Origin of the sequence: Streptomyces sp. NPDC026659 (assembly GCF_040638245.1) — a bacterium.
GTDB lineage: Bacteria > Actinomycetota > Actinomycetes > Streptomycetales > Streptomycetaceae > Streptomyces.
In genome coordinates, this window is the sequence record NZ_JBEZXY010000001.1 from 452,191 (window position 1) to 464,981 (window position 12,791).

The following is a 12,791-nucleotide window of genomic DNA, read 5'->3' on the forward strand; positions in this document are numbered from 1 at the left end:
GGGCCGGGTCCGGCACTGCGGACCCGGCCCGGCGCGCGTCTCAGCCGGTGGCGAGCTTCCGGTGCGCGTCCACGATCTCCGCGTACCGCCGTCCGCTGCTCTTCACCGTCCGCCGCTGCGTCTCGTAGTCCACGTGGATGAGCCCGAACCGCTTGGCGTAGCCGTAGGCCCACTCGAAGTTGTCGAGGAGGGACCAGGCGAAGTACCCGGCGAGCGGGGCGCCCTTGCGGGCGGCGGAGGCACAGGCGGCGAGGTGGGACTCCAGGTAGGCCCGGCGCTCGGGGTCGTGGACCGTGCCGTCGGGGCCGACCCTGTCGGGAAAGGAGGAGCCGTTCTCCGTGACGTAGATGCGCCGGGCGCCGTAGTCCTCGGTGAGGCGCAGCAACAGGGCCTCGATGCCCTTGGGTTCGATCTCCCAGTCCATGCCGGTGCGGGCGATGCCCTCGCGGCGTACGGCGCGGGCGTGCGGGACGGGGCCCTGCGGGTCGTCGATGACGTACGCCGGGAAGTAGTAGTTGAGGCCGATCCAGTCGAGCGGCGCGGCGATGGTCTCCAAGTCGCCGGGCTTCTCGGGGAGTTCGACGCCGTAGAGCTCGCGCATGTCGGCGGGGAAACCCCGGCCGTGCACGGGGTCGAGCCACCAGCGGTTGACGTGGCCGTCCTGGCGGCGGGCGGCGGCCGCGTCCTCGGGGCTGTCGGTGGCGGGGTGGACGGTGGAGAGGTTGTTGACGATGCCGACCTCGGCGCCGGGCGCGGCGGCGCGTACGGCCTGGGCGGCGAGACCGTGGCCGAGGAGCAGGTGGTACGAGGCACGGACGGCGGCCGTGAGGTCGGTCAGGCCGGGGGCCATCGTGCCCTCGAGATGCCCGATCCAGGCGGAACACAGGGGCTCGTTGAGCGTGGCCCACAACTTCACGCGGTCGCCGAGGCGTTCGGCGACGACGGAGGCGTACTCGGCGAGCGCGTGCGCGGTGTCGCGCTCGGGCCAGCCGCCCCGGTCCTGGAGGGTCTGGGGCAGGTCCCAGTGGTAGAGGGTGACCGAGGGGGTGATGCCCGCCTCCAGGAGGGCGTCGACCAGCCGGTCGTAGAAGGCGAGCCCCTTGGCGTTGACGGGGCCGTCGCCGCCGGGCAGGACGCGCGGCCACGCGACGGACAACCGGTAGGAGTTGACGCCGAGTTGGCGCATCAGCGCGAGGTCCTCGGGCCAGCGGTGGTAGTGGTCGCAGGCGATGTCGCCGGTGTCGCCGCCCGCGGTCTTCCCGGGTGTGTGGGAGAAGGTGTCCCAGATCGACGGTGAGCGGCCGTCCTCGGCGACGGCGCCCTCGATCTGGTACGCCGCCGTGGCGGTGCCCCACAGGAAGTCGTTCGGGAGGGCGGCGAGGTCGATGGGTTCGGACACGGAAGTCCCTTCACGGTGGAGGGTGTTGGTCACTTGACGGCGCCCGCGGTCAGTCCGGCGACGAGGTAGCGCTGGAGCAGCAGGAAGCCCGCGACCACGGGCACGCTCACCACCAGGGAGGCCGCCATGATCTGGTTCCAGTAGACGTTGTAGAGGGTGGAGTAGCCCTGGAGGCCGACGGCGAGCGTGCGGGTGGTGTCGTTGGTCATCACGGAGGCGAAGAGGACCTCGCCCCAGGCGGTCATGAAGGCGTAGACGGCGACCGCGACGATGCCGGGCACGGCCGCCGGCACGACGACCCGCAGCAGCGCGCCAAGCGGCCCGCAGCCGTCCACCAGCGCGGCCTCGTCGAGGTCGCGGGGCACGGAGTCGAAGTACCCGATCAGCATCCAGATGGAGAACGGCAGCGAGAAGGTCAGATACGTGAGGATCAGTCCGCCGCGCGAGCCGAACAGGGCGATTCCGGTGGCGTTCCCGATGTTCACGTAGAGCAGGAACAGCGGGAGCAGGAAGAGGATGCCGGGGAACATCTGGGTGGACAGCACGGTCACCGTGAAGACGCGCTTGCCGCGGAACTCGTAGCGGCTGACGGCGTAGGCCGCGAAGACCGCGATGACGACCGAGCAGACGGTGGCCGCACCCGCCACGATCAGCGAGTTCACGAAGTAGCGGGCGAGCGGGATCGTGGACCAGATGTCGATGTACGGCCGGATTGTCAACTCGCTGGGCAGCCAGCGGAATTCACCCGTCACGTCGGCGAGCGGCTTCAGTGAGCTGGAGACCATCACATAGACGGGCAGCAGGACGAAGCCGGTGAGCAGCGTGAGGAAGATCCGGCGGGACCACAGGAACGAACGGGGCCGGGACAGCGGGGACTTGGATATTGACTTGCCCAACGGCCTGGTCATGGTCGGCGTCTCAGACATCGGCGCCCCTCCGTCCGCGCGAGGTGAACAGCAGATAGCCGCCGGTCACGACCAGCAGGAAGAGCAGCAACAGGACGGACATGGCGGAGCCGGTGCCGAAGTCCCAGGTGAGGAAGGTCGTTTGGTAGATGTGCACCGAGATCAGGTCCGCCGCCTCGGGGGCGCTCCGGCCGAACAGCACGAAGGGCGTGTTGAAGTCGTTGAACGTCCAGAGGAACAGCACCAGGACGAGTACCTGGTTGACGGGCCGCAGCGCGGGGAGCGTGATGTGGCGGATCTGCCGCCACATCCCGGCGCCGTCCAGCGCGGCGGCCTCGTACAGCTCGCCCGGGATGTTCTGGAGCCCCGCCATCACGATCAGGAAGGCGAACGGCCAGCCCTTCCACACCGAGACGGTGAGCAGGGCGTAGAAGCTGTTGTCGCCGAGCAGCCAGAAGGAGCGCTGATCGGTGAGGTGGAGCTGGTCGTGCAGGACGTGGTTCACCAGGCCGTTGTCGTGCTGGAACATGAACACCCAGGTGATGACGGCCGCGTAGACGGGCAGTGCGTACGGCACCAGGAACAGGGCGCGCAGCAGGCCGCGTCCCCGGAAGGTGTCCTGCATGAAGACGGCGGCGGCCGTGCCGATCAGCCAGCACAGGGCGACGGACAGCAGCGTGAAGCCGACGGTGACGGCGAACGAGTGGAGCAGCGCCTTGCCGATGGGCGCGTCGAAGTCCACGGACACGCGGTAGTTGTCCAGCCCCGTCCAGGGCGCGGTGGACCAGTCGCGGATGTGGAACCGGGTGAGTTCCCGGAAGCTCATCAGCGCGCCCATGACCATCGGCACGAGATGGACGAGGAGTTCGAGGACGAGCGCGGGCAGCAGGAGCAGATACGGGAGGGTCACGCGCCGGACGCGCCCGGTGCGGCGCGGGCCCCGCGCGGCACCGGGCGCGTCGCCGCGCACCGGTTCCTTCAGAACGGTGGTGGTCATGGTCGTCAGGCCGCCGGCATCTGCTGCTGGGCCTTCTCCAGCTTGGCCTTGACGGAGGCGGTGGTGACGGCGCGGCCCGCGGCGGCGTCCGCGAACAGGTCCTTGACCGCGGTGCCGACTGCGGTTTCGAACTGCGACTCGTCGGCGACCTGGGGCAGCGCGGTCGCGCTGGTGGCGAGGGTGTTCTTGAGGACGGCGGTGGCGGGCGCGTCGAACGCGGGGTCCTGCTGGGCGGCCTTGACCGGCGGGATGGAGCTGTAGGCCTTGTTGAGGATCTTCTGCTCGCTGTCGCTGGTCATGAACTTCACGAACTGCGTCGCGCCGTCGAGGTGGTGGCTGTCCTTGAAAATGGCGAGGTTGATGCCCGCGACCATGGAGTTGACCTGGGTTCCGGTGCCGGGGGTGCCGGACTGGACGGGCACGGGGGCGATTCCGTAGGCGTCGTCGCTCATGCCCTGCGACTTGAGGTTGGCGGCGGCGGACTGCCAGAGCAGCATGGCCTGCTTGCCCTTGGCGAAGTCGCTGACCGACTGGTTCTGCGCGTACTCGGCGTTGCCGGCCGGGATGGCCTTGTCCTTGGCCATCAGGTCGACGTACTGCTTGACCGCGTCGACCACCTTCGGGTTGGTGAAGTCGGGCTTGCCGTCGGCGGTGAAGAAGTCGCCACCGTGCTGCTTGGCGAAGACGAAGACGTGGTGGATGTTCTCCGAGACGTTCGAACCCTCCGCGCCCAGCGGGGACTTGCCCTTCGCCTGGATCTTCTTCCCGTCGGCGACCAGCTCGTCCCAGGTGGCCGGGGGCTTGGAGATGCCCGCGTCGGCGAAGATCTGCTTGTTGTAGTAGAGCGCGTACGCCATCGAGTACAGCGGTACGGCCGCCGGGTCCTTGCCCGCGGCGCCGGTGGAGCCGAGCGCGGAGTCCACGAACCGGTCGCGGCCGCCGATCTTCGCGAAGTTCTTCGCGTCCCAGGGCAGCAGCGCGCCGGTGGCCTGGAGGGAGGCGCTCCAGGTGTTGCCGATGTTGAGCACGTCGGGGCCCTGGCCCGAAGTGGCCGCCGTGAGAATGCGGTTGAGCAGGTCGGACCAGGGAACGACCTCGACCTTCACCTTGATGCCGGTCTGCTTCTCGAACTTGTCCAGCTCGGGCTGGAGGACCTGCTTGTCCACGGCGATGCTCGCGCCCTGGTTGGAGGCCCAGTAAGTCAGCGTCTTGGACGACCCGTTGGCGCCGTCCCCGCCCGACGTACCCCCTCCGCACGCGGTGGCCGCGAGGGCGAGAGACATGACGACGGCGCCGGTGGCCGCGGCTCGGATGCTGCGCATGGCTCCAGAAGTCCCTTTCCGGGAGTCGAGACCCCGAGGACCGCTCACGACAGCCGACACCCGTTCGACCCCCGAAGGCTCCTCATGGCTTAATTTAGGACGTGAGTTAAACCCTCGTCGGAGGTGGAGTCAAGGGATCGGGCGGCTTTTGCAGCGGGGGGAGTTGGCACCCCCGGGCGCCGACTCCGTACGGCTCTGCGATGATCGTCGCCCAGTCGGCCCGGAGGGCCGCTCATCCAGGGGGACGCCCATGCTCTCGACCACTGTCCCGTACCGCGCGCTGCCGGTGCTGCTGCCCGCGCTGCTGGCCGGTGCCCTGCTGACCGGCTGCTCCGCCGGGCACGACACCGCCTCGACGTCCCCCTCCGCACCCGCACCCGCGCCCACGTCCGCGCAGACGATCGACTCCACGCCCAAGGTCCGGGACGCGCTCGCCGTGCTCCAGGCGACGTACAACGACGGCTGCACGACGCCGGACAACTGCGAGTACTTCCTCACCCGTGTGCACGACAACCTCGAGGACCTCGACGCCTCGATGAAGGCCGACCCGCAGGGCAAGAGCCACTTCGCCACGCCTCTGGCCTGGATGGACACCCTGCACGGGACGTTGGGGAAGGACGTGTCCTTCCCCAACCTGGAAAAGCACCAGAAGCTGCTGCTGGGCACCCGGGACAAGATCAATACCTGGATGAAGTCCCACCCGGAGGACTATCGCTGAGCGGGGCCTCCGAGGGACGTGGGGTCCTCGCCGGGGGCGGGATCAGCGCCGGTGGCGGGGTTCCCGCCGGGCGCCGGGTTCCCGCCGGGCGCGGAGGTCGTCCGCCAACCCGCCGTCTCGCTCCACTCCTCGAAGCACGCCAGTAGGCGCCACGCCTCCGGGCTCCACGCGAACACCGCGTCCTGACCGAACCGGCGCCCCAGGACGCGGGCCGCGGCGTCGGTCAGTCCGGTGACGGCCACACTCTCCTCGGTGTGGGTGCCGCAGGGGCTGCCACCTGTGGCGGGCCACCATGTGTGTCCGCTACGGCCGAGTTCGGCCAACAGCGATGCGTGGGCCCGCGCGTTGTCCTCGGGGGCGACGAGACGTCCACGGGGGTTGCAGGCGGTGATGACGTGGATGGTCCGGCCGGACGGCTCGGGGTACGGCCCCTCTGTCACTCCGACGGCGAGGGGCGCGACCCTCGTAACGCGTCGCTCCCCGAATCGGATGTCCGCCACGGCCTGTCGGTAGGCCGTCCATCGCTCCCGCATGAGCCCTCCTCCGGAAAGAGAGGACCCCCTTACACAGCCTGCAGGGAGATCCGCGCCCAGCCCCGCTCGGGCTCGGCGTGATCGTTTTCATGAACGAGCGGAATGGTGCCACAGGGTGCTGCGCAAGACCAGCGGAGGCAGTGCACACACATATGTCACCCCCACACATCATCCCGTCGATGTAGTGCGCGCACACATGTTGTCCCCCTCCACAGCCCGCCTAACATGTGCGCCCACCGCAGCGACACCGCGAAAGATACGGGGGGACACACCATGGGGCGCGAACACACAGGGCCCGAGCACACCGATCGCGACCACACAGATGACCCCCCGAAGCACGCCGAAGCACCCCGCACCCGCCCCATCCCCACCGACCGCCTCACCCTCCACGTCACCGACGTACGCGACCACGGCGACCCCGTCGTCTTCCTGCACGGCAACGTCTCCTCCGCCGCCTTCTGGCGCACCGTCCTCCCCCGTCTCCCTGACCGTTACCGCCCCCTCGCCCCCGATCTGCGCGGCTTCGGCGGCACCGAGCCGCTGCCGGTCGACGCGACGCGCGGCCTGCGTGACCACGCCGACGACCTGGACGCCCTGCTGCGCGCCCTCGGGATCGAGCGGGCCCATCTGGTGGGCTGGTCCATGGGCGGCGGCGTGGCGTTGCAGTACCTGAACGACCACCCGGAGGCGGTCCGCTCGGTGACGCTGGTCAACCCCGTCTCGCCCTACGGCTTCGGCGGCACGCACGGTCTCGACGGCACCCTCAACTCCGAGGACGGCGCGGGCTCGGGCGGCGGTACGGCCAACGCGGGGTTCGTGGCGCGGCTCGCCGAGGGCGACCGCGGTGCGGACTCCCCGCTATCCCCGCGCTCGGTCCTGGCCGGCACGTACGTCAAGCCGCCATGGCGTCCGCACCCCGAGGACGAGGACGCGTACGTCGACTCCATGCTCACCACCCGCACCGGCGACGACCACTACCCCGGCGACAGCACCGCGTCCCCTGCCTGGCCCGGCACCGCCCCCGGCACCCGGGGCATCCTCAACTCCCTCTCCCCGCTGTACTTCCGCCTCGACGCCCTGCACCTGATCGACCCCAAGCCGCCCGTGCTCTGGATACGCGGCGAGGACGACGTGATCGTGTCGGACACCTCACTGTTCGACCTGGCGCACCTCGGCGCGCTCGGCGCGGTACCGGGCTGGGACGGCACCCCGGCCCAGCCGATGGTGGCCCAGACCCGTCACGTCCTGGACCGCTACGCGGCGCACGGCGGTACGGTACGGGAGGTCGCCGTACCCGACGCGGGTCACGCGGTGCACCTGGAGAAGCCCGAGGAGTTCATGACGGCGCTGCTGGAGGTCCTGTCGGCATGACGGTGTGCACGACCGAGCAAGGCGCTGTCCGGGGCCGTACCGGCGCGGACGGCGTGGTGTCCTTCCTGGGAATCCCTTACGCAGCACCGCCGTTCGGCGAACTCCGCTTCAAGTCCCCTTCCCCACCGCACCCTTGGACCGGCGTACGCGACGCCACCGCCTACGGCCCGACCGCACCCCACGCCCCGTACGCCCCGCCGTTCGACGCCCTGATCCCCGAGGACAGCATCCCGGGCGAGGAGTGTCTGAACCTCAACATCTGGACGCCCGCGCCGGGTCCGGGCGCCCGGTTGCCGGTCATGGTGTGGCTGCACGGCGGCGCGTTCTCCAACGGCTCGGGTTCGGCGCCGGGTTACGACGGCAGCGCCTTCGCGCGTGACGGCGTGGTGTGCGTGACCCTCAACTACCGCCTGGGCACGGATGGTTTCCTCCGCCTGCCCGGCGTGCCCGACAACCGCGGCCTGCTGGACCAGCTGGCGGCGCTGCGCTGGGTCCGCGCCAACATCGCCTCCTTCGGCGGCGATCCGGACCAGGTGACGGTGTTCGGGGAGTCGGCCGGCGCCATGAGCATCGGCGCGCTGCTGGCCATGGGCGAACTGCGCGGCCTGGTGCGCCGCGCCATCCTCCAGAGCGGCTCGTGCCACTACTTCCTGCGCCCCGGCACGGCCTCCCGGATCGCGGCCCACCTGGCGGCGAAGCTCGGCGTCGAACCCACCCCCGACGCGTTCGCCGCCGCCCCCCTGGACGACCTGCTCACCGCCCAGGCGGACCTGCGAGCCGAACTCAACTCCCGCCCCGATCCCACCCTTTGGGGCGAGGCCACGCTCAACATGATGCCCTTCGAGCCGGTCCTGCCCGACCTCTCCCTCCCGGGCCCGGACTGCGGCATCGACCTCCTCATCGGCACCAACCGCGAGGAGTACCGCCTCTTCCTGGCACCCACGTACCGCCTGGACGCCTTCCCCGAGTCCCGCCTCCGCACGATGACGGCGGCCTACGGCCTCGACCCCGACAAGGCCCTCCCCGTCTACCGCGCCGCCCGCCCCACCGCCACCCCGGGCGAACTCCTCGACGCCGTGGCCACGGACTGGTTCTACCGCCTCCCCGCCGTCCGCCTCGCGGAATCCGTCCCCGGCTCCCACCTGTACGAATTCGCCTGGCGCTCCCCGCAGTTCGACGGCCGCCTCGGCGCCTGCCACGCCCTGGAACTCCCCTTCGTCTTCGACCGCCTGACCGACCCGACGTACACCCCGCTCCTCGGCCCCCACCCGCCCCAGCCCCTCGCCGACACGATGCACACGGCCTGGGTGTCCTTCGCCCGCACCGGCGACCCCGGCTGGCCCGCGTACGACGAGGCCACCCGCACGACGATGGTCTTCGCGGAGGAATCGGCGCCGGGGAAGGATCTGCGGGCGGAGGAACGGGTGTTGTGGGAGGGCGTGCGGTAGCCACGCCGCAGACTCAGCCCGGCAAGGCCCGGAGGCGGGCGCGTGCTCTAGCCCGTGCTCACCACCACGATCACGACCAGCCAGCACACCGCCACGAGCGACGGGAGCAGCACCATGAGCATCCCGGTCGGGGAGGCGCGCAGCCATCCGTTGTTCGCCTCGCTGATGTCACGGCTCACTATGCGGTGGCCGCCGTGCCAGGCCAGGTGTTCCTCCAGGTCTATGACCGCCTTCTTGCGGGCCTGGAGGTAGCGGCGTCCGAACCGGAGCATCTGGGAGAAGGCCACGGACGTGCCCAGTCCGATGACGCCGATGATCACGGTGAGGTTCCGGGCCATCCGCTCGGACGCGGCCCCGTCCTTGCCGAACGCGAAGGCGATGGCGGCGGCGAGGGCCGCGGTGATGTAGAAGAAATTGTTCAGCTTCTGCCAGTTGGTGACGTCCTCGTGCTTGTAGAGGTCGACGGCGATGCCGTACTGGGCGTACAGCAGCATCTCGCGGGGCTTGCGGCGCACCCACACCACCCGCTGTCTGCCGTCCGGCGGGACCAGCCGGATCAGTTCCTCGAAGCCGAGCCGGCGGTGGAACCGGGTGGACGCCTCGTTGGCCGGCTCCGCGACCACGGCGGCGATCACCGGCTTCTCCTCGCACTGGTCCAGCACGTGGTAGTACAGCCGCGAGGCCACGCCCTGGCGGGCCGCGTCCCGCGCCACACAGATCTGCTTGATCACCAAGAAGCTGCCCAGGGCGCTTCTGATCCGCCGGTTGAGCCATTCGTCGGGCTCGAGACGCTCGTCGCTGTAGGCGAGCAGGAAGCCCAGTACGGTGGCGCCCTTGACCGCGACGTAGAAGTGCTCGGCGGTGTTCAGCCGGGCGCGGTACGTCTGCTCGGTGAAGTCCGAAACGAGGAACCCTTCGTGACGGGCCTGCAAGGGGTCCGTCCGGTCCAGGCTCCTTGACGCGGCCAGTGCCGTGATCTGCTCCAGGTGGTCCTCGCGTGCCCGGACGATCTGGAAGTCCACCGCTGCGCCGTCCACCATCGCCGCCCCCTCGGGATCCAGTTGGCCGCCTCAACCTACCGTGACGGGTGCTCAGTTGTCGGCCTCCGCTGCTTCGATTCACGCGTTCGGAAGATCCTCCCGAGTCGCCGCGCGGCCGCGCGACCCGTGATCGGCAGGACAGGTCCGACGCGACCACGACACGGCCGTGACCGGCGGCGCCGCACACTGCTAGCGTCGGGGCGAGTCTGCGAACAGGGGTGGAAAATGGGGGACGTTGAAGTGATCGACCTGGTGGCGATGGGCGACGACTTCGTCCGCGACCCGTATCCGGTGTACGCGGCGCTGCGCGAGCGCGGGCCCGTGCACCGGGTGCGGATTCCGGAGGGGGCCGAGGCGTGGCTCGTGGTCGGGTACGAAGCGGGGCGTGCCGCGCTCATGGACCCCCGGCTGTCGAAACGGTGGGACAACGCCGCGCCCTCGTTCCCGATCTCCAGCCCGGCCGCCGGGCCCCACATGCTCAACCAGGACCCACCGGACCACGGCCGGCTGCGCAAGCTGGTGGTCCGCGAGTTCACCCCGCGCCGCATCGAGCAACTCGCCCCGCGCATCCAGCAGATCACCGACGAGCTGCTCGACGCGATGTCGGCGGTGCCGGACAGCCGGACCGACCTGGTCGACGCGCTCTCGTTCCCGTTGCCGATCTCGGTGATCTGCGAGCTGCTCGGCGTACCGATGCTGGACCGGGCCGCCTTCCGCGACTGGACGAACACGGTCCTCTCCAACGCCGCCCCCGAGGTACGACAGGAGGCGACGCGCGAAACGGCCTCATATCTGGCCGAGTTGATAAAGAGCAAGCGTGATGCTCCGGGCCAGGACCTGATGAGCGACCTGGTCCGCACCACCGACGAGGACGGCGACCGCCTCTCGCACGAGGAACTCCTCGGTACCGCCTGGCTGTTGCTGGTCGCCGGGCACGAGACCACGGTCAACCTGATCTCCAACGGTGTGCTGGCCCTGCTCACCCACCCCGAGCAACTGGCCGCTCTCCGCGAGGACATGACGCTCATGCCCAACGCGGTGGAGGAGATGCTGCGTTACGACGGCCCGGTGGAGACCCCGACGTTCCGCTTCACCACGGAGCCGGTCGAGATCGGCGGCACGGTCGTCCCCGGCGGCGGTCACATGGTCCTGGTCGCCCTGGCGGACGCCAACCACGACCCTGCCCGCTTCCCCGACCCGGACGACTTCGACATCCGCCGCCCCGCGGGCGGCCACGTCGCCTTCGGCCACGGCATCCACTACTGCCTCGGCGCCCCCCTCGCCCGCCTCGAAGCCCGCATCGCCCTCACCTCCCTCCTCACCCGCTTCCCCCACCTCGCCCTCGACGCCCACCCGGCCGCCCTCTCCTGGCGCGAGGGGATGCTGATCCGGGGGCCGCGGAGTCTGCCGGTGCGCTGGGGGGCGTAGCGCTGCGGGCTGCGGGCTGCGGGCTGCGGGCTGCGACGAGGTCTCGGTGGTGCCACCCCGCCGCCGGGACCTCCGCGCCCATTGACGTCTGCCGTCGTCCTCCCGCGTCGCGGACGACGGCGATCCGCCGTCGAGTCCCGGTCCGGGCCCGGCTCAGGCCCCGGCCGCCGTCTCCGTCGCGACCGCGCCGGTGGTGGCCGGGCGGGGGCGCCGGGCCAGGGGTACGAGCGCGATCGCGCCGGCGCCCAGCACGGCGGCGAGCGCGAACGTGGTGAAGCCGAGCCCCGCGTTGCCGCCCGCGACGACCGCCCCGCCGAGCGGGGGGCCGAGCACCGCTCCCGTGCGGCCGACGCCGGTGACCCAGCCGAGCCCGGTGGCCCGTTCACCGGGCGCGTACACCGTGGACGTGGCCGCGTACACCATCACCTGGGCGCTGAAGAGCCAGATGCCGGTGATGAAGACGACGGTGTAGGCGAGGCCGAGCGGCAGGTGCGCCTTGAGCAGGAAGGTGCCGGACGCGGTCAGCAGGAACCAGATCGCCGAGACCCGGACCGGGCCGAACCTGTCGGCCGTGCGTCCCGCGATCAGCATGCCGACGATACCGCCCGCGTTGATCACCATGAGGAAGGTGATGGAGGACGAGAGCGAGTAGCCGGAGGCGCGCATCAGCTCGGGCAGCCAGGTGGAGACGCCGTACACGAGCAGCAGCCCGGCGAACGAGGCGGTCCACAACAACGGCGTCGCCCAGCGGGTGCCGGGAGCAAAGAGCGCGCCGATCGCGGACATCCGCCCCTTGGCCCCGGCCTTGGGCGCGTCGGCGGCGCCGGGGCGGTCGAGGCCGTAGCGGTCCGCGATGGCGTACGCGGACCGCGTACGCCCCTTCGCGAAGAGCACACCCGGCGATTCCGGCAGCCACTTGAGAACCAGCGGTACGGCGACGAGTGCGGGCAGCGCGCCCGCCCAGAACACCCAGCGCCAGCCGTGCTCGGGTGCGACGGCGAGGCCGATGCCCGTGGCCGCCATGCCGCCCGCGTGGTACGAGGTCATCATCAGGCCGGTGGCGAGCGCGACCCGGCGCGGTGGCGCGAACTCGGCCACGATCGCGAGCCCGATCGGCATCAGCCCGCCGAGCCCGAGGCCGGACACGAACCGCCCGGCACCGAAGACGGTGACGTCGGGTGCCAGCGCGCACAGTGCGGAGCCCAGCGAGAAGAGCACGACGCTGCCGGCGACGAGCGGCTTGCGGCCCAGCCAGTCGGTGAGCGTGCCCGCCACCAGGGCTCCGATCAGCATGCCGAAGGTGGTCCAGCTGCCCACGGTTCCGGCGAGGCCCGGGGAGAAGCCGAGGCTCTTGTCGGCGAGGAGGTGCGGAATCGTCGCGCCGTAGATGTTGACGTCCATGCCGTCGAAGAAGACGGCGAGCCAGCACAGGGCGATGGCGGGGGCGACGGATCTGAAGGAGCGGGCGGCTCGGGGAGCCCGCTGCTGGGGAGCGGTCACAGGACCTCACTCGTTCGAGAAGGTGACGGAGAAGGTGACGAAGACGGTGTGACGGGCGGCCCGGAATGCCGCACGGTTCGCCTGGTGAACTTTTCTTCAGAATCGCTCGCCGCGAGTGTGGAGTCACACC

11 protein-coding genes are annotated in these 12,791 nt (G+C 70.6%); 4 read left to right on the top strand and 7 right to left on the bottom strand.

All coding sequences use genetic code 11. The annotated features are described in order from the left end of the window. Nucleotides 1-40: 40 nt before the first annotated feature. From AB0E91_RS02120 to AB0E91_RS02135, 4 genes are read right to left on the bottom strand one after another with little or no spacing between them, the layout of a single operon-like run. Nucleotides 41-1,399, bottom strand: coding sequence for a GH1 family beta-glucosidase (locus AB0E91_RS02120; RefSeq protein ID WP_361773746.1), 1,359 nt, complete (start codon nucleotides 1,397-1,399; stop codon nucleotides 41-43). Nucleotides 1,400-1,428: 29 nt separating this feature from the next. Next, the gene (locus tag AB0E91_RS02125) at nucleotides 1,429-2,268 is read right to left on the bottom strand and encodes a carbohydrate ABC transporter permease (protein ID WP_361775118.1); all 840 of its coding nucleotides are present in this window, start codon (nucleotides 2,266-2,268) and stop codon (nucleotides 1,429-1,431) included. Nucleotides 2,269-2,317: 49 nt separating this feature from the next. Next, nucleotides 2,318-3,301: a sugar ABC transporter permease gene (locus AB0E91_RS02130; RefSeq protein ID WP_361773749.1), complete on the bottom strand. Its 984-nt coding sequence runs from the start codon at nucleotides 3,299-3,301 to the stop codon at nucleotides 2,318-2,320. Between the two features lie 5 nt (nucleotides 3,302-3,306). Then, the gene (locus AB0E91_RS02135) at nucleotides 3,307-4,623 is read right to left on the bottom strand and encodes a sugar ABC transporter substrate-binding protein (protein WP_361773752.1); all 1,317 of its coding nucleotides are present in this window, start codon (nucleotides 4,621-4,623) and stop codon (nucleotides 3,307-3,309) included. Between the two features lie 250 nt (nucleotides 4,624-4,873). Between AB0E91_RS02135 and AB0E91_RS02140 the strand changes: the two genes are divergently transcribed. Beyond that, on the top strand, nucleotides 4,874-5,341 hold the full coding sequence (locus tag AB0E91_RS02140) for a hypothetical protein (RefSeq protein WP_361773755.1): 468 nt from the start codon (nucleotides 4,874-4,876) through the stop codon (nucleotides 5,339-5,341). Here AB0E91_RS02140 and AB0E91_RS02145 read toward each other — a convergent pair. Continuing rightward, nucleotides 5,332-5,841 (bottom strand): DUF3293 domain-containing protein, encoded by a 510-nt coding sequence (locus tag AB0E91_RS02145; protein ID WP_361773758.1) that lies wholly within the window; start codon nucleotides 5,839-5,841, stop codon nucleotides 5,332-5,334. The genes AB0E91_RS02140 and AB0E91_RS02145 overlap by 10 nt on opposite strands. A 306-nt stretch (nucleotides 5,842-6,147) precedes the next feature. Between AB0E91_RS02145 and AB0E91_RS02150 the strand changes: the two genes are divergently transcribed. Continuing rightward, nucleotides 6,148-7,245: an alpha/beta hydrolase gene (locus tag AB0E91_RS02150; protein ID WP_361773760.1), complete on the top strand. Its 1,098-nt coding sequence runs from the start codon at nucleotides 6,148-6,150 to the stop codon at nucleotides 7,243-7,245. Next, the gene (locus AB0E91_RS02155) at nucleotides 7,242-8,693 is read left to right on the top strand and encodes a carboxylesterase/lipase family protein (RefSeq protein WP_361773763.1); all 1,452 of its coding nucleotides are present in this window, start codon (nucleotides 7,242-7,244) and stop codon (nucleotides 8,691-8,693) included. The genes AB0E91_RS02150 and AB0E91_RS02155 overlap by 4 nt, the downstream gene beginning before the upstream one ends. 47 nt (nucleotides 8,694-8,740) lie before the next feature. Here AB0E91_RS02155 and AB0E91_RS02160 read toward each other — a convergent pair whose 3' ends face one another. After that, nucleotides 8,741-9,733 carry a GNAT family N-acetyltransferase gene (locus tag AB0E91_RS02160; RefSeq protein WP_161180479.1) on the bottom strand — a complete coding sequence of 331 codons (993 nt, stop codon included), beginning with the start codon at nucleotides 9,731-9,733 and terminating at the stop codon, nucleotides 8,741-8,743. Nucleotides 9,734-9,958: 225 nt separating this feature from the next. Here AB0E91_RS02160 and AB0E91_RS02165 point away from each other — a divergent pair, with 225 nt between their 5' ends. Then, nucleotides 9,959-11,161, top strand: a complete 1,203-nt coding sequence (locus AB0E91_RS02165; protein WP_361773766.1) for a cytochrome P450 — start codon at nucleotides 9,959-9,961, stop codon at nucleotides 11,159-11,161. Nucleotides 11,162-11,314: 153 nt separating this feature from the next. On the opposite strand, the gene AB0E91_RS02170 is transcribed toward AB0E91_RS02165, so the two are convergent. After that, nucleotides 11,315-12,661: an aromatic acid/H+ symport family MFS transporter gene (locus AB0E91_RS02170; protein ID WP_361773769.1), complete on the bottom strand. Its 1,347-nt coding sequence runs from the start codon at nucleotides 12,659-12,661 to the stop codon at nucleotides 11,315-11,317. Nucleotides 12,662-12,791 lie beyond the last annotated feature (130 nt).